A 19,823-nucleotide genomic window follows, 5' to 3' on the forward strand; every position below is an offset into this window, starting at 1 on the left:
CGCCGTTCCTCGAACCCCTAAACGGTGCAACTTGCCCTGAGGGCGATGCGGTGATCGTCCGTCAGGCCGAGGCCGTCGCGCCAGAAGTCGTCGAAGGTGGGCCAGCCGGCGGCGAGTTCCTCGAAGGCCGCGTTCAGGTAAACCGTTTCGGCGCGGGCCAGCGGGCGCATCAGCGGGTCCACGCGGGCGATCCGGGTCGCGGCGCGTTCGTTGGTGAGGAGGTAGTCGGCGAGGACGGCGTCCCGGTCCACGCCGAGGGCGGTGAGGAGCAGGGCGGCGGTCCAGCCGGTGCGGTCCTTGCCGGCGGTGCAGTGGAAGAGGACCGGGGCGCCGTCGGCCTCGGCGATCAGACGCAGCACGGTGGCGAAGCGGGAGCGGGCCAGCGGGTCGGTGACGAACCAGCGGTACATCGAGGTCATCATCGCGGCGCCCCGCCCGTCGCCGAGCACGGAGCGCGCCGCCTCCGGCTCGCCGCCGCCCAGGGCCCGCCGCAGGTCGACGTACAGGTCGAAGTCGGCGGAGAACACCGGCAGGTGGTGCAGGGCCGGGCCGAGCCCGTCCGGCGAGGGCACGCTGAGGGCCGCGGCGGCGTCCATCGGCAGCACCGCCGTCGGCAGGCCCGGGATCAGGTCGGCGCCCAGGCGGCGGACCTCGTCGAGGCTGCGCAGGTCGACGACGTGGCGCAGGCCGAGCCCGCCGAGCAGCTCGCGGTCCCGGTCGCCGACGCGGCTCAGCGCCTCGGTGCGCAGCAGCCGCCCGGGGCGGACGGTGCGGCCGTCGGCGGTGCGGTAGCCGCCCAGGTCGCGGGCGTTGACGGCGGCCGCCAGGCCGAGGCTGCGGGCGGTCTCGGTGGACGGCGCGGACACGGGGCCTCCTGGCGGGCTGCGACGGCTGCCGCCAGTGTAGGCACGCCGAACCGCGGGACCGCCCGGAGTGTCCGGTCGGCCCCGGTAGGCAGGGCTCCGAGGGTTACTTGACGGCCAGCCAGATCACGCCGGCCACGACCGCCAGGGCCACGATGGCCCCGATGACGATCAGCGGGGTGCGGCTCGACGAGGAGCTGCTGCCGTAGGTGGTGACGTTGCCCGGGGCCTGCGCGGCCGGGGCCTCGTCGACGAACGCCCGGAACATCTGGGTGGAGCCGGCGGGGTCGTAGTCGTTGTCAGCCATGGAACGGGACTCTAGCCAACCCCGACGGCCCGCCGACACCCCGGACCCCACTGCGGGCGCACTCTGCACGGAGCCCTCACCTCGGACGACACCTGGGTGAACATCCGGTCGCACCGGAATCAAGCAGGACCCGAACGGGTTGTCCTGAAGCATGACTTCCACTGACACCACCCGGGTGGCACTCGGTTCCTCCGACCTCGCCGTGTCCCAACTGTCCCTCGGCGGAAACGTGTTCGGCTGGACGGCCGACGAAGCGCAGTCCTTCGCGGTGCTCGACGCGTACGCCGCGGCGGGCGGCAACTTCATCGACACCGCCGACACCTACTCGTCGTGGGTGCCGGGCAACTCCGGCGGCGAGTCCGAGACGGTGATCGGCAACTGGCTGCGCAGCCGCGGCAACCGCGAGCAGATCGTGGTCGCCACCAAGGCCGGCATGGCGCCGGGCCTGGACAACCTGAAGCGCGACACCGTGCGGCGCGCCGTCGAGGGCTCGCTGCGCCGCCTCGGCGTCGAGCGGATCGACCTGTTCTACACCCACCGGGACGACCTGGACACGCCGGTCGAGGAGATCGTCACGACGCTGGACGAGCTGGTCCGCGAGGGCAAGGTGCGGGAGCTCGCCGCGTCCAACATCGACGCGCAGCGGCTCACCGCCTCGCTGGAGTTCGCCGAGCGCGAGGGCCTGGCCCGGTACGTGGCGGTGCAGCCGCACTACAACCTGGTCTCCCGCGACACCTACGAGGGCGAGTTGGCCGAGGTGGTCGCCGCGCACGGCCTGTCCGCCGTCCCGTACTTCGCGCTCGCGGCCGGCTTCCTGACCGGCAAGTACCGGCCCGGCACGGAGGTGGACAGCGCCCGGGCGCAGAGCGCGACCCGGTACCTGGAGACGCCGCGCGGGCCCCGGGTGCTGGCCGCGCTGGACGAGGTCGCCGCCGCCCACGGCGTCGAGGCGACCACCGTCGCGCTGGCGTGGCTGGCCGCACAGCCCACGGTCGCCGCGCCGCTGGCCAGTGCCCGCACCGTGGAGCAGCTGCCGTCGCTGCTGGCCGCGGCGGCGCTGCGGCTGACCGACGGCGAGCTGAAGCTGCTGGACGCCGCGTCGGCCTGACGGATCGCCGGCACCGCGACGGCGCCCCTCCCGCCGACGTGCGGGAGGGGCGCCGTCGTGGTTCAGGGGCGGCCGAAGAAGTCGGGGTAGTAGCCGCTGTTCAGCTGGGAGACCCGGACGTTCTTGCCGGGGCGGGGGGCCTCGACGTACGTCCCGTCCCCGAGGTAGATCGCGACGTGGTGGATGCCGGAGACCCGGCCGTTGCTGGACCAGAAGATCAGGTCGCCGCGGCGGAGCTGCTTCGAGGTGATCGGGGTGGTGGCCCGGTACTGGTCGTCGGCGACCCGCGGGGTGGTCACCCCGGCCCGGCGGAAGGCCTGCTGGACCAGGCCCGAGCAGTCGAAGCCGTTCGGCCCGTTGCCGCCCCACACGTAGGGCTTGCCGACCTGCGCCAGCGCGTACGAGACGGCCGCTTCGACGCCGCTCGCCGCGGGCGCGGCCGGCTTCGACGCACCGGCGGAGGAGCCGCCCCCGCCGGTGCGGGAGACGTACACGTCGTAGTGGCTGGTGTAGCGCCACTCCCCGGCCGCGTTCTTGAACCAGTAGACCTTGCCGTCCCAGCCCTGCCGGATGCCGCCGGACGAGGACTGCGAGGAGCCGGAGCCCTGCGGCTTCGAGGGGGCGGTGGAGCCGCCGGTGCGCTCCAGGTAGACGTTGTGCCACTGGGTGTAGCGCCACTCGCCGGCCGCGTTCTTGAACCAGTAGACGTGACCGTCCCAGCCGGGGCCGGACGGTGCGGGCATGGCGTGCGCGGTGGTCGCGCCCAGGCCCAGGCCGACGGCTCCCGCGCCGGCCAGCACGGTGGTGGCCAGACAGGTCGAACGGACGGCGCGGTGTATTCGGCCCGCCCGCTCGGCCGTCCCGGCGGCGGCAGTGGTGGTGGTGGCCGGGGCGGGCCGGGTGCAGTCCGCGCACCGGCAGGCCGCCGGGCCGTCGGACTCGGCGAAGCCCAGCAGGGGCGCGCCGGACCAGTCGGGCAGGTCGGCGGGGTCGGTGGATATCGAGGTGAGCGAAGTCGTCACGCGGGCTTCCCTTCCTTGCGGCTCGGCCGGGTGGCCGGAGCGGGAACCGAGGCGGTCACCCCGGCCGGGGCGACGAACGCGACCAGCAGCTGTTCCATCAGGGCGCTGCGCGCGCTGTCGTCCAACTCATGGGCGGTGGCGCGCTCCAGGCGGCGCACCGCGAGCGCTGCGGCCTCCACCGCGTCGTCCACCAGGACGGTCCGCAGCCCGGCGTCCAGGTCGGCCAGCCGGCGCCGGCGCATCGACTCGGCGACCTCCGGCGCGTAGTCCAGGGCCAGCGGCTGCACCGAGTACACCTCGATGCCCGCCGGGGCGGTCTCCGCGGCCAGCGCCCGGGTCAGCTCGTCGGCGAACCACTGGCCGTCGCGCAGCGCGGGCCCGGGGGCGGAGTTGGAGTCGCACGGCAGAGCGGAGGAGGTCCGGGTGAGAACGGCCTGCACCTGCTCGCGCAGATACGTTTCGTGGTCGGCGATGCCGAGGGTGACCCGCGCGGTGTCCTTGACCCGCCACACGATCAGCACCCGCACCAGCAGCGGGGTGCCGGTCCGGTCGGTGACCTGCACCGGCTCGCTGCGCCAGTGCCGCAGCCGGACGTCCACCCGGCGGCGGCGCACCAGCGGGTTGACCCACAGCAGGCCGGTGCGGCGCACGGTGCCCCGGTAGCGGCCCCAGCGGGTCAGCACCCGGGTCTCGCCGCCCGGGTTGGACAGCAGCCCGCCCAGTGCCGTCAGCATCGCCAGGCCGATCGCGGCGACCGCGGCGACGGTCCGGTCGTCGACCTCTGCGCCGCCGCTCTTCACGGCGGCGGTGCGCACGTCCGGCAGGCCCGACAGGTGCGGGACCACCCCGGCGCGGGCCAGCACCAGCAGCACGCCGGCGGTGCCGAGCAGCAGTGCCAGCACCGGCAGCCAGCCCGGCAGCGCGAACGCCGGGCGCTCGCGCAGCGACTGGTCGGCGCGCGGCGGCCGCCGGTGGGTGGCGGCGTCCGCGACGGTCGGGTGGGCCGAGGACCCGACGCGGTCGAGCACCGGGCCGGCCGGCTGGACCACCGGGAGCCGCTCGGTCGACGCGCCCCTGTCGGGTCGCTCCTCGACCGGGGCGGTGGGCCTGATCAGCGGGTTGTTCACCGCCTCGGCGACGGCCTTGGTCAGTTGGGTCGCACCGACGGGGTCGGCGGACGGTTCGACGGAGGAGGGCCAGGAACGGGGTCGCGGCGACGAGTCGCGGGTGACGTCCATGCACGTGTCCTAAGGGTTCAGAGTGTCGCGCAACGGGCGGCCCGGATCTGACGGGCAGTGCCGGGGACCCAGGCTAGGCTGATTGATCATCAAATGCGACGAATGCCATCCGGTGTGTCGCTATGTCGGAAAACACGTCGACTGAGGTAGCGCCCGCCGCGAACTGCCGGGCGGGCGGCACCGAACCGGCCGTCAACGACGGCGAGCGCCCCTCCTCCGGCCGCTGAACACCCGGCGGGCCAACAGCCCGAAACCCGCCGTGATCAGCAGCGCCCCGCAGGCCAGCCCACGCCAGCCGGTGGCCGCCGCCCGGCGCTCGGCGGCCTCCATCCCGTCCGGCGGCGGCGCCGGCGTCCGCCTCGGCCCGACCTCGTCCGCCGACCGCCCGGGAGGCTCGTCCGCCGCCGCGGGCGGACTCGACGAGGCACCGGACGGCGCGGCGGACGGCGCGGCCGCGGCCGTCTCGGCGGCCGACCGAGCCGCGGTCGGACTGGGCGATCCCGCCGACGGCGCCGCCGCCACGGACGGCGCGGCCGTCGGCGACGGGCTCCCCGCCCGTGCGTCCACCGGGTCCGCGAACTGGCCCTCCGGGGCCTCCGGGACCTCCAGGACCTCCGGCGCCGGGGAGTGCGCCGCGAACGGCGACTGATCGGACGTCATACCCGGCAGCAGGAACGGCGGCACCGGATCCGAGGCCGTACCGGGCTGCTGCCCCGACGGCGCCCCGGTGCCGGGGTCCGGCGCGGACGCGGCCGGGCTCGGGCTCTCCGCGGCCACCGGCGTCGCCCCCACCGGCGGCACCGTGCCCGGCAGCACCGGCACCACCACCGGCAGCACGTCCGGCGGCAGACCGGGCAGCACCGGCACCGGGGCGGCCGCGCTCGCCGACACCTGCCCCGGGGAGGCCGGAGCGGAAGCCGCGGCGGAAGCCGGGGCGGAGGCGGACGCGCCGGGGGCGGACGGCGCGGTCGGCGAGGCCGTTCCCGAGGCCGAGGGCGCGGCCGACGGCGTGGGCACCGCGGACGACGACGCCGGTGCGCTCGGCGACGCGGGCGCGGGTGCGCTCGGCGACGCGGGCGCGGTCGGCGATGCGGACGCGGGCGCGGTCGGGGTCGGCGGCGCGGGCGGCACGGTGCTGCCGCTGCCGGCGGGCTGCCCCGGCACCCGGACCGGGACGGGATCGCCCGCGGTGCCGTTGCCCGCCGGGTCGCTGGCCGTGGCGATCAGCGTGGTGTCGCCGCCCGGCAGGTCGTGGGTGGCGGTGCACGACCAGCTGCCGTCGGCGGCCGTCACGACGCTGCACACGGTGCTGCGGTCGCCGCTGCCCCGGCCGGCCGTGACGGTGACGGTGGTGCCGGGCTCGGCGCTGCCGGAGATCACCGGGCGGGCGCCGGCCAGGAGTTCACCGGCGGCCGGCGAGGTCAGCTTCGGCTTGCCGGGCGCCCGGGTGCTCACCGTCAGCTCGACGGGCTTTCCGTCGGAGGTGTTGCCGGCCCCGTCGCGGGCGTGCGGGGTGAGCCGGTGGGGGCCGTCGGCCAGGTTCTCCACCGGCAGGCAGGACCAGCTGCCGTCGGCGGCGACGGCGGTGGAGCACAGGTCGAGCTCCTCCGGCCCGCTGTCCGCGGAGACGGTGACGGTGGAGCCGGGCTCGCCGAGCCCGGTGACCAGCAGCCCCGGATCGTTGCTGTAGGCGGGCAGGGTGAGCACGGGGGCGGTCGGCGCCGTGGTCTTGACGGTCAGTCGGAACGGCTGCCCGCGCAGCACGGCCCCGCGGGTGGTCTCCGCCACCACGAGGGTGTGGGTGCTCTCGCCGAGCGCGTTGTCGGGGCGGCAGCTCCAGCTGCCGTCGCCGCCGACCTGCGCGAGGCACAGCGCGGAGCCGTTCTCCTGGACGGCGATGCCCGCCCCCGGGACGGCGCCGTCGCCGCGGAACTCGGGGCGCGTCTCGCCGGTGACGGTGCCGGGGATCGGCAGCGCGATCTCCGGCCCGGGGGCGGCGGGGCCGACCGTCAGCGAGACCCGCTGGTCGACGACCTGCCCGGAGTCGGCGAAGCCGTCGGCGGCGGCGAGCTGCGAGGCGTCGCGGGCCAGCCGCAGTCGGACCCAGGTGTCGCCGCCGGCGGCGCCGGTCGGGACCGGCCACTCCAGCACGGCGCTGGTCGCGCCGGCGGGGACGTCGGCCTGCACCCGGTCCTGCGGGTCGAACCGGCCGGTGTGCTCGAAGTCGACCCAGCCGGCCAGCACCGCGGGCCCCGCGCCCGGGCTGACCGGCACCTCCACCCGGTAGGTGCCCCCGACGGTGGTCTCGGTGGGGAGGGTGAGGCTCGGATCGGCGCCCGGGTAGTCGGCCCGGCCGGGCCGGAGCCGGGGCTGCGCCGGGTTGGCCCAGGGGCTGCGGTGGCCCGCCCCGCCGTCGCCCTGCGCGCCGGGGGCGAGCGGACCGGCGGCGGGCGGGGCGGGCAGCAGCGGCTTCTCGACGGACTGGGCCAGGCCGGGCCGGGAGCGGGTGGCGGCCGGGGTGGCGTCCTGGCCGAGGAACAGGTCGGAGAGCAGGTGGGAGGCGTTGCCGTAGCTCGGCGGGGCGCTGCCGAGGCCTTCGTCGAGGGTGACCGTCCAGGCCCGGCCGAGCGTCTCGGGGGGCGTGGTGGAGCCGTCCCGGGCGGTGGAGCGCTGGTCGACGCGCAGGTCCACGGTGCTGACGGTGCCGGCCAGTTCGAGGGTACCGGCGCCGTCGGCGTCGCCGTCGCGGGCGCCGTCGGCGGCGGGGGCGAGTTCGGCGGGGCCGACCGTCCAGCCGGGCCAGGGAGTGCGGCCGACCAGGGCGGGGGCGGCGGGGCTGCCGCCGGCGACGGTCAGCCGGGTGCTGCTGCCGGTGGCGCCGCCCTTGCCGGTGGCCAGCCCCGTCAGGCCGCTGAGGTGCAGGCGGGGGTTGCGCACGGGTCGGGAGAAGGAGAGCCGCAGGGTGCCGAGGGAGCGCCAGGAGCCGTCCGCCCGGGGGTGGTCCTCGGCGGCGCGGAAGGTCTCGGCGGGGTCGCCGGGCCGGATGCCGTCGGCGTAGGCGCTGCCGGCGAGGCGGCCGGGCGCGGCGTCGACGCCCACCCCGGGGGCGGCCGTCCAGTCGAACCGGACGGCCAGCCCGGAGGGCAGTTGGGCGCGCCGGTCGGCCGACCAGCTGTCCGGCGACTGCTGGGCGGCCACCGGCGGAGTGCCGAGGCCGGTGAGCAGCCCGGTGGCGATCAGGGCGGTGGTGGTCCGGCCGATCCAAGGTCCGGGCCGGTCGCGGTCGGCCGGGCGGGCGTCGGGGGCCGGGGCCCGCTCAGGGGACTGTCGGCACATCCGGCTCTCCTCTCGGTGTCTTCGTCCGCCGAATTCGCGGCCCAATGCCATGCACCCGAATGGCCATGACGATCAGACAAAAGGGAATCACGATCTGGTTTCGGTCATACCGCGACACCTGGTCAATTCGCCCGACACCACCCGATTGGCGGCCACTCGTTCGCAGTATCCGGATACCCGCCGGGCCGGGTGTCAACTCGCCCAAGCGGGCATCAATCGGACGCTACCGTCCAGTAATTGACTGATCATCAGATGACACTGTTGGAATTGGTGTGTTTATCAGTAGAGTCGGCTGGCGTGACCATTGATTCCGCGCTCATCAAAAGCAGCTTCGCCGCCGTCGAGCCCCACGGCAGCGATGTCACCGCATACTTCTACACGCATTTGTTCGAGCACAACCCGAATGTTCGCAAGCTCTTCGCCGAGCACCTCGACGAGCAGCAGGACCGCCTCTGGGCCGCGCTGACCACGCTGGTCAACAAGCTCGACGACACCGACACCGTGGTCAACGTGCTGCAGGGCCTGGGCCGCCGGCACGCCGGCTACGGCACCCTGCCCGAGCACTTCCCGGCCGTCGGCGCGAGCCTGCTGGCAGCCCTGGCGCACGTCGCCGGGGACGCCTGGACGCCGGAGACCGAGGCGTCCTGGACCGCCCTGTACGGCGTCGTCACCGAGGTCATGGGTGGGGCGCTGACCGAAGCCGCCACGGGCTGAGGACCTCCCCGGTGCCCTTCGACCCCGCGGTCGTCCGTGCCAGCTTCGCCGTCGTCGAACGCCGCGCCGACCAGTTGACCAAGTACTTCTACGCCCACCTGTTCACCAACAACCCCGGCGTCGAAGCACTGTTCCCGGCCCGGCTCGCCGAACAGCGCGACCGCCTCTTCGCCGCCCTCACCCAGCTGGTGCTGCGGCTGGAGGACCCGGAGAAGCTCACCGGCTACCTGGCGGCGCTCGGGCGCGACCACCGCAAGTTCCAGGCCGCACCCGAGCACTACCCCGCCGTCGGCGCCAGTCTGATCGCCGCGCTGAAGCACTTCTCCGGGACCGCCTGGACGCCCGAGGTCGAGCAGGCCTGGGCGGAGGCGTACGGCGCCATCGCCCAGGCCATGATCGACGCGGCCGCGGCCGTCCCCGCCGGCGCCCCGCGCTGGTGGAACGCCGACGTGCTGGCCGTCCGCCACGCCGCCCCCGACCTGGCGGTGCTCACCCTGCGGCCCGACCACCCGTACCCGTTCACCGCCGGCCAGTACCTGACCGTCAGCTCCGACCGGCACCCGCAGGTCTGGCGGCCCTACTCGCCCGCCTGCGCACCCCGTCCCGACAACACCCTGGAACTGCACGTCCGCCGGGTCCCCGACGGGCTGCTGTCCACCGCGCTGGTCGACGACGTCCGGCCCGGCGAGACCGTCCGGCTCGGCCCGCCGCTCGGCGAGGCCGTGCTCGCGGACGGCTCCGACCGGCCGCTGCTGATGGTCGCCGCCGGCACCGGCTGGGCCCAGATCAAGTCCCTGCTGGAACAGCTCGCCCGAGCCGGCGGCCGGCCCGCCACCGTGTTCGTCGCCGCCCGCGACGACCGCGACCAGTACGACCTGGACGCCGTCCACGACCTGGTGAAGGAACACGCCTGGCTGCACGCCGTGCTCTCGGCGCCCGCGCCCGGCGCGTCCCGCGGCGCCGCGATCCGGCTGCTCCGCGACGGCCTGCGGGACTACGGCGACTGCGCCGGCCACGACATCCACCTGTCCGGCCCGCCCGACCTCGCCCCCGCGCTCACCGCCCAACTCCTCGACCAGCACGCCGATCCCGGCCTCGTCCGGCACGACCCCGTCACCGCCACGTTCAACCGCAGCCGCCCGCTCACCCCCGCGGAATGGTTCCTGGAGGAACGCGACGTGCCCTGGATCAACCGGACCGAACTCGGGCCGCCGACATGACGACGAAGGCCCCGGGTGGAAACCCGGGGCCTTCGGCTGGTGCGCTCAGCAGGATTCGAACCTGCAACCTCTTGATCCGTAGTCAAGTGCTCTATCCGTTGAGCTATGAGCGCTCGGACGGCCCCTTGCGGGACCGCGAGCGGAGATTGGTGCGCTCAGCAGGATTCGAACCTGCAACCTCTTGATCCGTAGTCAAGTGCTCTATCCGTTGAGCTATGAGCGCTCGCCCCGTCGGCCTTGGCCTCCTGGGCGGTGCGGGGACAACATTACATGACCGGCGACCTGGGGCGAAATCCATTGCCGACGGCCCCGTCAAGGCCGCCGCGGAGGCCGCCGGGCGAACAGCAGCCGACAACGCAGAAGCCCCGTCGGTCACTGACCGACGGGGCTCCCGGTGAAGCGGAGGCGGAGGGATTTGAACCCTCGATGGGCGGTAAAGCCCAAACCGCATTAGCAGTGCGGCGCCATAGACCGGACTAGGCGACGCCTCCAACACCCGGACTGCGACCGGGACTCCGGTGCACTCCGTGCGACTGCGATGATGCCACAGCCGAAGCCTCCGACACCAACCACCACAACGATACTGGCCGGGTCGTCCACGGCGCAAAGAAGAATGAGATACTCCAGTCTCCGAGGAGAGCCAGAGCCGCCCGTCGAAGCGGCGGCCCGAAGGCGTGAGGAGACCTGTCGACGTGAGCAGCAGGCCGACCCGAGGCGCTGCTCGCCTCGCCGCGATACTCGACGCACTGCCCGACCCCCTGCTGCTGGTGAACTCCAACGGCACCGTGGTCGACGTCAACAAGGCCGCCGTGGAGAGCCTGCAGGCCCCCGGCACCTCGTTGGTCGGACGGGGAGTGCTGGACCTGCTGCCGGAGTTCGACCCCAGCCGAATCCCCGGTTCGATGCGGCCCCCGGCGAGCGAGACCCAGAGCCTGGAACTACCGGTCCGGATGACCGCCCGACGCACCGACGGCAGCACCTTCGCCGTCGAGGTGTCCGGCAACGACTTCAAGGACGAAGGCGGCGGGGAGGCGCACGGGTTCCTGTCCTTCACCACCGCGGACCAGGACCTGCTGCTGCTCCTGGTCCGCGATCTGTCGACGCGTCTGGGCGTGGAGTCCGAACTGCGGCGCCAGCACAAACAGACCGAGATGATCCTGCGGGCCGCCGCCGAGGGTGTCCTCGGCGTCGACCTGGAGGGCCGCGTGGTGCTGGTCAACCCGGCCGCCGCGCACATCCTCGACTTCCGGGCCAGCGAGCTCGGCGGCCGTGAACTGCACCCGCTGATCCAGCACTCGCAGCCCGACGGCAGCCCGCTGGCCGCCGAGAGCTCGGCGCTGAACGACACCCTGCACTCCGGCCGCAAGCACCGGATCCGCAACACCGTGCTGTGGCGCAAGGACGGCACCCCCGTCACCGTCGACCTGACCACCGCTCCGGTCCGGGACGGCGAGCAACTGGTCGGCGCCGTCATGACGTTCACCGACCGCACCCACGAACTCGCCCTCACCGCCCGCAACGAGCACCTGACCGCCGTCCTGGAGTCCGAACTCGGCGGCGCACTCGGCGCCCTGCACCGACGGATCGACGCACTCGCCGCCGACCCCGCCGGGCAGCTCTGGCCGGAGGCCAACTGGACGCTGCGCCGGCTCGCCGACGAGTGCCGCCGGTTCGGCCGGCTGATCGAGGGCGTGCTGGAGCACCAGCGCTTCGAGGCCGCCGCCGACCGCGGCAAGGCCTCGCTGGACCGCGAGCGGATCGGCCTGGACGAGGTCGTGCAGCTGGCCGTCGACCGGGCCGGCGAACTGGTCGGCCCCGGCCGGGTCCGCTACTCGGTGCACGCCGCCGCCGTGAAGGTGCTCGCCGACCGCGAGCGGCTGGCCCAGGCGCTCGCCCACCTGGTCGCCGACGTCAGCGGCGTCACGCCGGTCCCCGAACCCGCCCGCGCCGAGGACGAATCCGCCACCGCCGGCGGGGCGTTCTCCGGTCCGGCGCCGGACCCGGGGCAGCCGCCGATGGTGGTGCTGGCCGCCGCCCAGCGCGGCCAGGTCGCCCGGATCGAAGTGCGCGGACCCGCCCGGACCGCCAGCGCCGTCCACCTGCCGATCGCCCGCGCCGCCGTCCAGCGGCACGGCGGCGTCCTGCAGCGGCACGACCTGCCCGGCGGCGCCGGGGCCACCTACGTGGTGGAGCTGCCGCTCGACCCCGACGGCGACGACGGCGGCACCCCGGACAAGCAGCAGCACGTCCCCAAGGACTCCGACACCGCGATGCTGCCCGACCTCCCCGGGCAGCCCCCCGCGGCCGAGTCGACGCCCGCCGAGGCCGACGGACCGTCAAAGTCCGAGCCCGCCGAGGACGGCGACACCGCCGCCGCCCGGGCCGACGACACCCAGGGCTCCGGCCGGCGCCGGGCCCGCCCGGCCCGCGAAGAGGCCCCCCGGCCCAACGCGCCGATCGCCCTCGGCCCCGGCCCGTCCGCGGCCGAACCGGCCGAACAGCCGCCGGCCCTCGAACCGCCCGCGCCCACCGGACGGCGGGCCCGCCGGGCGCACGCCGGCTCCGGCGACAACGCGCCGCCGCTCCAGCTGCCCGGCGTACCGGACCCCGGCGCGGCCGTCTACCCGGGGCTGGAGAACGCGCTGCCCGCCGCCCCGCCGGAACCCGCCGCCCCGCCCAGCCGGCCCACCGGACGCCGCCGCCGGCTGGCCCTGCCCGCCGACACCGCCGAGAGCGCGGAGGAGGTGACGGCGGTCCTGCCGCCCGTCCCCGCCGGCGCCCCCGAGCCGTCCGCCGCGCTGGAGGTCGCCCGGCCCGCCGCGCCGCCCGCGCTCCCGGCCGCCGCGGCCCCCGCGGCCGAGGGCGGCCAGCCGCAGCCGGTCGGCAGCGGACTGGGCGAACTCGTCCCGCCGCGCCCGCTGGGCGGCGTCCAGGCGGGCTTCCCGGGCACCTTCCCGCCCCCCGGGACGCCCCAGCAGGCCGAACTGCCCGCCGCGAGCCCGCAGGCGGTCAACGGCCAGGCGCTGCCCGCCGGTTCGGGCGACAGCGGCGGCCTGCCGGCGCTGCCCGCCGGGCCCGGTGCGGTCGAGGGCCGCACGCCGCCCCGGCCGATCGCCGAACTGGCCCCCGCCAAGGAACCCGCGTTCGACGGCCCCCGCCCACTGCTGGTGTGGCCCGAACCCGACCCGTCCACCCGCGGCGCACTCCAGAACCGGGGCTTCCGCCCGATCGTCGTCGCCTCCCGCGAAGAGGTCGACGCCCAGGTCCCGCAGACCCCCGCCGCGCTCTTCGTCGACCCGCTGACCGGCCCGATCACCCGCACCGCCCTGCAGTCGCTGCGCACCGCCGCGCTGGCCGGACGGATCCCCGTGCTGCTGGCCGCCGGGCTCGGCCAGGCCACCCGGGACGCCGCCTACGGGGCCGACCCCGCCGTGCTGCTGCGCGCCCTGGCCCCGAGGGACGGCGAGAACCACGCCGCCCGGGTCCTGCTGGTGGAGTCCGACCCGGAGGTGGCCGCCGCGCTGGTCGCCAGCCTGGAGCGGCGCGGCATGCAGGTGGAGCACGCCACCGACGAGAACGAGGCGGTGGCCCGGGCCAGCAGCATCCAGCCGAACCTGGTGGTGCTCGACCTGCAGCGGATCGAACGCCACAGCCACGGCCTGCTGGACTGGCTGCGCGCCAACGACCGCCTGCACCGCACCCCGCTGGTGGTGTACACCTCGGCCGACCTCGACCCGCAGGCCCGTGCCGGGCTGCGCACCGGCGCCAACGTGCTGTTCCTCGCGGAGCGCTCCACCACCGACGACGTGCAGGGGCGGATCGTCGAACTGCTCGCCCGGGTCGGTGCGTTGGGCCAGGTGGCGACGGCCGCCTCGCGCTGACGCCCGGTCGGCCGCCCCGGCCCGCGGCAGGCGGGCCACCGGGCGGGCCACCACGCGGACCGGCGCAGGCGGGTCCGGCGGCCGGGGTGCCGCCGTGGTGCCCGGCGAGATCCCGGGTGATGGGCAACCCCGGGCCGTCCGGCCGGGGCAGCATGATGTCGAGCACGATCACGCCGTAGTCGTGCCCGGTGGCCTGCCGGAGGCCGTCCGCGCCGCCGTGGGCGACGTCGACGGCGAATCCCTCGGCCCGCAGGCCGCGTTGCGTGCGGCGGCGAGCCGCCGTCCTCGACCGCCGGTACGCGTACGGGGACCGGGGTGGCAGGGGTCGGGCCGGGCGGCGGCGGCAGCTTCAGCTCGGCTTCAGGCGGGTGGCGGCATGCTGGGCGCCGCGGCCGGGGTCGGGCCCCGGCCGGGTCGTCGAGGGGAAGTGGTGTGCAGATGTCCGAGCAGGAGCCGCAGCCGTCGGAGCCGTTGCCGTTCGAGCCCGGGGTCGAGAAGACCGCCCGTCGGCGCCGGGTCCGGCTGCCGCAGCGGCGGGGCGGCCGCTGGGCGCTGGGGGCGGCGGTCGTGCTGGTGCTGGGGGTCGGTGTGGTCGGCGCCGCCGCCGTGGCGACGCACCACCCGGACCGGCACCGGGCGGTCCCCCCGTTCGCGATGCGGGCTCCGGGGGCGCCGGACGCGTGGGGAACGGGTGCCGGGAAGCACCGGGGCGGGGAGCCCAGGAGCGACGGGCAGGCGGTGCGCCGCGACGGAGCGGGCGGGCGGGCCGAGCAGCCGGGCGGCCGGGCGGTGCAGCCGGGCGGGCAGGCCGAGCGGCTCGCGCCGGCCGCGCTGCCGTCGGTTCCGGCGGACCAGGCGCTGGCCAAGGCGGCGGGCGCGGTGCCCGGCGGCAAGGTGGACGCCCTGTCGGTGGTGGGCCGGGAGGGCGGCGGCAGCTCGTGGGCGGTCGAGGTGCTCGGCGCGGACGGGGTCCGTCACCTGGTGACGGTGGACGGCGTCGACGGGTCGATCACCGGCAACACCGCGGTGAACGGCCGCTGACCGGTGCGGTCCGTGGTCGGCCCTCCCGCCCGGGGAGGGGCCGACCCGCGGTCAGCTCTTGCCGAGCACCGTGACGTCCAGCCGCTCGGCGGCGTAGTCGGCGCGGATCACCTTCTTGTCGAACTTGCCCACCGAGGTCTTCGGCACCGCCTCGATCAGCGACCAGCGCTCCGGCAGCTGCCAGGAGGCGACCCGTTCGGCGAGGAAGGCCCGCAGCTCGGGCAGTCCGGCGGTGGCCCCGGGCCGCAGCACCACGGTGGCCAGCGGGCGCTCGCCCCACTTCTCGTCGGGGACGGCCACCACGGCGGCCTCGGCCACATCGGGGTGGGCCATCAGGTGGTTCTCCAGGGAAACCGAACTGATCCACTCGCCACCGGACTTGATCACGTCCTTGGCCCGGTCGGTGAGGGTCAGGTAGCCGTCGGCGGTGATGGTGCCGACGTCGCCGGTGCGCAGCCAGCCGTCGGGGCTGAACTTGTCCTCGGGCCGGACCGGCTCGCCGTCCGCGCCGCCGAAGTACGCCCCGGCGATCCACGGGCCGCGCACCTCCAGCTCGCCCTCGGCGACGCCGTCGTGCGGCATCCGCTCGCCGCCCGGGCCGATCAGCCGGGCCTCCACGGAGGCCGGGAAGACGCCCTGGGTGACCCGGTAGGCCCACTCGTCCTCGCCGGTGACGCCGGCCGGCGGGCGGGCGACGGTGCCCAGCGGGGAGGTCTCGGTCATGCCCCAGGCGTGGATCACCCGGATGCCGTGCCGCTCCTCGAAGGCCTTCATCAGCGCGGGCGGACAGGCCGAGCCGCCGATCACCACGGTCTCCAGGGTGGAGGTGTCGTAGTCGCCGGCGTCCAGTTCGTCCAGCAGGCCGGTCCAGATGGTCGGGACGGCCGCGCCGAAGGTCGGCTTCACCTGGTCGATCATCTCGGCCAGCGGCTTGGGCTGGAGGAAGCGGTCCGGCATCAGCATGTTGGCGCCGGTCATGAACGCCGCGTGCGGCATGCCCCAGGCGTTCACGTGGAACATCGGCACCACCGGCAGCACGGTGTCGCGGGCGGTCAGGCCGAAGCTGGAGGCGGCGATGATCTGCATCGAGTGCAGGTAGATCGAGCGGTGGCTGTACACCACGCCCTTGGGGTCGCCGGTGGTGCCGGAGGTGTAGCAGAGCGCGGCGGCCTGCTTCTCGTCGATGTCGGTCTGCCACGGGTAGTCGGTCGGGCGGCCGGCGATCAGTGCCTCGTAGTCGTGCACCGTCCCGTCGAAGCCCGCCAGCAGCGCCGGGTCGTACGGGCCGGACACCACCAGGTGCCGGACCACGTCGCCGACCTGCGGCAGGACGGCGGCGAGCAGCGGCAGCACCGAGCCGTTGACGATCACCACCCGGTCCGCGGCGTGCCGGAGGATGTACGCCAGCTGGTCGGCGGGCAGCCGCAGGTTCAGCGTGTGCAGCACGGCGCCCATGGACGGTATCGCCAGGTACGCCTCCTGGTGCTCGGTGTTGTTCCACATCAGGGTGCCGACGGCCTGGCCGTCGACGACGCCGAACTCCTCGCGGAGCGCGTGGGCGAGCTGCGCGGCGCGGCCGCCGACCTCGGCGAAGGTGCGCACCACCGGGCCGTTCTCGGTCCAGGTGGTGACGGTCGACCGGCCGTGGATGGTGGACCCGTGCTGCAGAATCCGGGCGACGGTGAGTGGAACGTCCTGCATCGTGCTGTACACCAGGGTCCTCCTTGACCGGCCCGCGGTTGTTACCCGCAGGTAGTAGGCGATGCCCTCGATTGTTTCCCCGGCACCCCCGGGATGTCAGTAGCCGCAACCGAGATGAGACCGAGGCCGCCCACCTGCGCGGCCGTCCGTCTCCGCCCGTGTCCGCCCGGGTCCGCGGCGTGTTCGGAATCCGGGGTTCCACCGCTGTTCCCACGATCGCACCCCGCCGTCCCGCGGGTGGTAACCGTCTTTGACCAAAAGCACTCCTTACGAGACACTCGATCTCATGCCAGGAACCTCCCTCACCGTTGAAAGCACCACTGAACTCCCGGCCATCGCCTCGGTTTCCAAGGTTGAAGGCAGCTCCGGTCGAGCGCGGGCCAGTGGAATGCGACGACAGCTGAGCGGCATCCCGGCACCGGTGCTGTGCGTGGTCTCGATGGTCGCCGTGCAGCTCGGCGTGGCGGCGTCCAAGCCGCTGTTCGGGGTGCTGGGGGTGGCCGGCGCGACCTTCCTGCGGATCTCCTTCGCCGCCGTCGTCCTGCTCGCCTTCACCCGCCCCCGGCTGCGCGGCCGCAGCCCGCGCGACCTGGCGATGGCCGGGCTGCTCGGCGTCGCGTCCGCCGGCATGACGCTGCTGTTCGCCGCGGCCGTCGACCGGCTGCCGATGGGCACCGCCGCCACCATCGAGTTCCTCGGCCCGCTCGCCGTCGCCCTGGTCTTCGCCCGCCGCGCCGGACACGTGCTGTGGGCGATGCTCGCCGCCGGCGGCGTGGTGCTGCTCACCCTGTTCGGGCACGGCGAGGCCGGCTCCCGCCTGGACCCGGTCGGCCTGGCCTGCGCCTTCGGGGCGGCGGCCTGCTACTCCGGCTACATCCTGTTCACCGACAAGGTCGGCGCGGCGTTCCGCGGCTTCGAGGGCCTCGCGGTCTCGTTCACCGTCGGCATGGTGGTGCTCGCGCCGTTCGGCGCCGCGGAGGCGCTGCACGGCCTGTCCGGCGCCTCCTCCCCCGCCCTGATCCTGCTCGCCGTCGCGGGTGTCGCACTGCTCTTCCCGGTGCTGCCGTACGCGCTGGAGATGGTCGCGCTGCGCCGGATGTCCCAGCGGGTGTTCAGCGTGATCGTCAGCCTGGATCCGGCGGTCAGCGCACTGGTCGGACTGCTGGTGCTCGGCCAGGTGCTGGGCCTGCCGCAGCTGGTCGGCATCTGCTGCGTGGTCGCCGCCAGCGTCGGGGCCACCCTCACCGCCCGGCGCTAGGCGCGCTCTTCCGGAAACCCCTCGGGGGCGCGGCGACTGCCGCGCCCCCGAGGGGTTTCCTGTTCGTCTGTGCGCCCCGAGGCGGGTGACCCTCTCCACTCCCGGGTGCTCCGGCGGTACGTGCCCCGGCCGGTCCGGCGCCCCCGCCGGCCCGTCCGCACCTCCCGCCGGGAGGTCAGTGGCGATGGACCGGCGCGAGGGCGGTGCCGGCGTCGGAGACCGCACCGCCGATCGGGCCGTGGCCTGCGGCCGGGCGGGTGGTGCGTAAGTGCGTCATGGATTCCTCCGTGCTGCCGATGGCCGCGGTCGCTCCGGAACTGCCGGCGACCGCGAATCGCTGCCGTTCACTTCCTGGAACCAGAATTCCGCAACAAATCGACAAAGCACCAGCACCGTTGGGCCTTTTCCCTCATCAGTGTGATCCGAAGCCCCTGGCGCATGCCCCTGCACAAGGCCCCCGGATCCCGGCTGCACCTCCCCCGAGCTGGCCTTTTACTCCCTGTACGGCGGCTCTCGACCCCCTTCTCGGCCGGGGTGCGGGCCGCCGATTTCCGGCGAGTCGCGCCCCCGCCGGGGCGCACGAGGGGAACGTCCACGCCCCGGGACGGTGCGGTGACCGTTAAATGTCGATATTCCACCGGGGTCGTCGCCGCAGCCGAATTCCAGGGAAATCGGATCCGAATCCAGAAGGATCCTCAGATCATCTTTCCCGGGTTGAGCAGGCCCAGCGGGTCGAAGACCGCCTTGATCTGCCGCTGCAGCTCCAGCCCCACCGACCCCAGCTCCCGGGCCAGCCACTCGCGCTTCAGCAGCCCGATGCCGTGCTCGCCCGTCACCGTGCCGCCCAGCTCCAGGCCGAGCGCCATGATCTCGTCGAAGGAGATCCGGGCCCGCTCCACCTGCTCCGGATCCCGGGCGTCGAAGATCACCACCGGGTGGGTGTTGCCGTCGCCGGCGTGCGAGACCACGCCGATGGTCAGCCGGTGCCGCTCGGCGATCTCCGCGGTGCCGTTCAGCATGGCCGCCAGCGCGCTGCGCGGCACCGCCACGTCGTCGATCATCGTGGTGCCCATCCGCTCCAGCGCGGGCAGCGCCGACCGGCGGGCCTGGAGCAGCAGTTCGGACTCCGCCCGGTCCTCGGCCGGCACCACCTCGGTGGCCCCGGCGGCCGTGCACAGCTCGCCGACCGCGGCCAGCCGCTCACGCCGGTCCGGGCCGTCGAAGGCGACCAGCAGCAGCGCCCGGGTGGACTCCGGCAGCCCCATCTGCGTCATCTCGTTGACCGCGCGGACGGTGGTGGCGTCCATCAGCTCCATCAGCGAAGGCGTGAACCCGGCGGCCATCACGTCGCACACGGCCTGCCCGGCGGCGTCCACCGAGTCGAACTCCGCCGCCAGCACCAGCTGCGGGCCGGGCGCGGGGCGCAGCGCGAGCACCGCCTCGACCACCACGCCGAGGGTGCCCTCGGAGCCGACCAGCAGCCGGGTCAGGTCGTAGCCGGCCACGCCCTTGGCGGTGCGCCGTCCGGTGCGCAGCAGTCGGCCGTCGGCCAGCACCACGTCCAGGCCGAGCACGTACTCGCTGGTCACGCCGTACTTCACGCAGCACAGGCCGCCGGCGCCGGTGCCGATGTTGCCGCCGATGGTGCAGGACTCCCAGCTCGACGGGTCCGGCGGGTAGGCCAGTTGCCGGGCCTCGGCGGCCCGGGACAGGTCCGCGTTGACGACGCCGGGCTGCACGATCGCGATCCGCTCGACCGGGTCGAGGTGCAGGATCCGGTTCATCCGGGTCAGCGAGAGCAGGATGCAGCCGTCGACCGCGTTCGCACCGCCGGACAGTCCGGTGCGCGCGCCCTGCGGCACCACCGGGATCCGCAGTTCGGTCGCGGTGCGCATCACGTGCTGCACCTGTTCGACCGTCTCCGGGAAGACCAGCACCGCGGGCTCACCCGCGTCGCAGAAACCCGCCATGTCGCGGGCGTACGCGCCCGTGACGTCCGGATCCACCGCGACGGCGCCGTCCGGCAGTCCCGCGCGCAGCCGCTCGACCAACTCACCCACGACAACCTCCACTCGTCCCGCCCGCACTCTCCTCCCCCACCCCGCCCCGGGCAAGCGTCCCCGCCCGCAGTCGG

At 74.9% G+C, this 19,823-nt stretch carries 13 protein-coding genes and 3 tRNA genes; 6 read left to right on the top strand and 10 right to left on the bottom strand.

The genetic code is table 11. From position 1 onward, the window contains the following. Positions 1-17: 17 nt before the first annotated feature. Together ACIQF6_RS08110 and ACIQF6_RS08115 are read right to left on the bottom strand one after the other, a co-directional pair. Complete coding sequence (locus ACIQF6_RS08110; protein ID WP_400891528.1) at positions 18-866, bottom strand: tyrosine-protein phosphatase; 849 nt, start codon at positions 864-866, stop codon at positions 18-20. Between the two features lie 103 nt (positions 867-969). Further along, the gene (locus tag ACIQF6_RS08115) at positions 970-1,170 is read right to left on the bottom strand and encodes a hypothetical protein (RefSeq protein ID WP_400891531.1); all 201 of its coding nucleotides are present in this window, start codon (positions 1,168-1,170) and stop codon (positions 970-972) included. Positions 1,171-1,321: 151 nt separating this feature from the next. Between ACIQF6_RS08115 and ACIQF6_RS08120 the strand changes: the two genes are divergently transcribed. Further along, a complete protein-coding gene (locus ACIQF6_RS08120; RefSeq protein ID WP_400891534.1) occupies positions 1,322-2,278 on the top strand; it encodes an aldo/keto reductase in 957 nt (318 codons plus the stop codon). 62 nt (positions 2,279-2,340) lie between these two features. On the opposite strand, the gene ACIQF6_RS08125 is transcribed toward ACIQF6_RS08120, so the two are convergent. The 3 genes from ACIQF6_RS08125 to ACIQF6_RS08135 form a co-directional block, all read right to left on the bottom strand. Then, entirely contained in the window at positions 2,341-3,300 is a 960-nt protein-coding gene (locus ACIQF6_RS08125) for a C40 family peptidase (RefSeq protein WP_400891537.1), read from the bottom strand. Beyond that, a complete protein-coding gene (locus ACIQF6_RS08130; protein ID WP_400891540.1) occupies positions 3,297-4,538 on the bottom strand; it encodes an SPFH domain-containing protein in 1,242 nt (413 codons plus the stop codon). The genes ACIQF6_RS08125 and ACIQF6_RS08130 overlap by 4 nt, the downstream gene beginning before the upstream one ends. 192 nt (positions 4,539-4,730) lie before the next feature. Beyond that, positions 4,731-7,874, bottom strand: coding sequence for an Ig-like domain-containing protein (locus tag ACIQF6_RS08135; RefSeq protein WP_400891542.1), 3,144 nt, complete (start codon positions 7,872-7,874; stop codon positions 4,731-4,733). Positions 7,875-8,171: 297 nt separating this feature from the next. Here ACIQF6_RS08135 and ACIQF6_RS08140 point away from each other — a divergent pair, with 297 nt between their 5' ends. After that, positions 8,172-8,588, top strand: a complete 417-nt coding sequence (locus ACIQF6_RS08140; protein WP_400891546.1) for a globin domain-containing protein — start codon at positions 8,172-8,174, stop codon at positions 8,586-8,588. An 11-nt stretch (positions 8,589-8,599) separates the two neighbouring features. Continuing rightward, positions 8,600-9,808 (top strand): globin domain-containing protein, encoded by a 1,209-nt coding sequence (locus ACIQF6_RS08145; RefSeq protein WP_400891548.1) that lies wholly within the window; start codon positions 8,600-8,602, stop codon positions 9,806-9,808. A gap of 37 nt (positions 9,809-9,845) precedes the next feature. Here the strand turns inward: ACIQF6_RS08145 and ACIQF6_RS08150 are convergent. The 3 genes from ACIQF6_RS08150 to ACIQF6_RS08160 all read right to left on the bottom strand — a co-directional run bounded on the left by ACIQF6_RS08150 (position 9,846) and on the right by ACIQF6_RS08160 (position 10,299). Then, positions 9,846-9,921 (bottom strand) — tRNA-Arg (locus ACIQF6_RS08150). A 34-nt stretch (positions 9,922-9,955) separates the two neighbouring features. Next, a tRNA-Arg gene (locus ACIQF6_RS08155) sits at positions 9,956-10,031 on the bottom strand. A gap of 177 nt (positions 10,032-10,208) precedes the next feature. Further along, positions 10,209-10,299, bottom strand: a tRNA-Ser gene (locus ACIQF6_RS08160). A 201-nt stretch (positions 10,300-10,500) separates the two neighbouring features. Here ACIQF6_RS08160 and ACIQF6_RS08165 point away from each other — a divergent pair. Both ACIQF6_RS08165 and ACIQF6_RS08170 read left to right on the top strand, forming a co-directional pair. Then, a complete protein-coding gene (locus ACIQF6_RS08165) occupies positions 10,501-13,689 on the top strand; it encodes a PAS domain-containing protein (RefSeq protein ID WP_400891551.1) in 3,189 nt (1,062 codons plus the stop codon). A 438-nt stretch (positions 13,690-14,127) separates the two neighbouring features. After that, entirely contained in the window at positions 14,128-14,730 is a 603-nt protein-coding gene (locus ACIQF6_RS08170; RefSeq protein ID WP_400891554.1) for a PepSY domain-containing protein, read from the top strand. A 51-nt stretch (positions 14,731-14,781) separates the two neighbouring features. Here ACIQF6_RS08170 and ACIQF6_RS08175 read toward each other — a convergent pair whose 3' ends face one another. Continuing rightward, positions 14,782-16,443 carry a long-chain fatty acid--CoA ligase gene (locus ACIQF6_RS08175; protein WP_400891557.1) on the bottom strand — a complete coding sequence of 554 codons (1,662 nt, stop codon included), beginning with the start codon at positions 16,441-16,443 and terminating at the stop codon, positions 14,782-14,784. 376 nt (positions 16,444-16,819) lie between these two features. On the opposite strand from ACIQF6_RS08175, the gene ACIQF6_RS08180 reads away from it, so the two are divergent. Beyond that, positions 16,820-17,689 (top strand): EamA family transporter, encoded by an 870-nt coding sequence (locus ACIQF6_RS08180; RefSeq protein ID WP_400891560.1) that lies wholly within the window; start codon positions 16,820-16,822, stop codon positions 17,687-17,689. Positions 17,690-18,384: 695 nt separating this feature from the next. On the opposite strand, the gene ACIQF6_RS08185 is transcribed toward ACIQF6_RS08180, so the two are convergent. Next, the gene (locus ACIQF6_RS08185; RefSeq protein ID WP_400891562.1) at positions 18,385-19,749 is read right to left on the bottom strand and encodes an FAD-binding oxidoreductase; all 1,365 of its coding nucleotides are present in this window, start codon (positions 19,747-19,749) and stop codon (positions 18,385-18,387) included. Between the last annotated feature and the right edge of the window lie 74 nt (positions 19,750-19,823).

This window comes from Kitasatospora sp. NPDC092948, assembly GCF_044754805.1.
Lineage (GTDB): Bacteria > Actinomycetota > Actinomycetes > Streptomycetales > Streptomycetaceae > Kitasatospora.

Bases quoted from the DNA above. Each gene is read 5' to 3' on its own strand.
- ACIQF6_RS08170 (WP_400891554.1), top strand. From the start codon at position 14,128: ATGTCCGAGCAGGAGCCGCAGCCGTCGGAGCCGTTGCCGTTCGAGCCC.
- ACIQF6_RS08135 (WP_400891542.1), bottom strand. From the start codon at position 7,874: ATGTGCCGACAGTCCCCTGAGCGGGCCCCGGCCCCCGACGCCCGCCCG.
- ACIQF6_RS08180 (WP_400891560.1), top strand. From the start codon at position 16,820: ATGCGACGACAGCTGAGCGGCATCCCGGCACCGGTGCTGTGCGTGGTC.
- ACIQF6_RS08120 (WP_400891534.1), top strand. From the start codon at position 1,322: ATGACTTCCACTGACACCACCCGGGTGGCACTCGGTTCCTCCGACCTC.
- ACIQF6_RS08115 (WP_400891531.1), bottom strand. From the start codon at position 1,170: ATGGCTGACAACGACTACGACCCCGCCGGCTCCACCCAGATGTTCCGG.
- ACIQF6_RS08130 (WP_400891540.1), bottom strand. From the start codon at position 4,538: ATGGACGTCACCCGCGACTCGTCGCCGCGACCCCGTTCCTGGCCCTCC.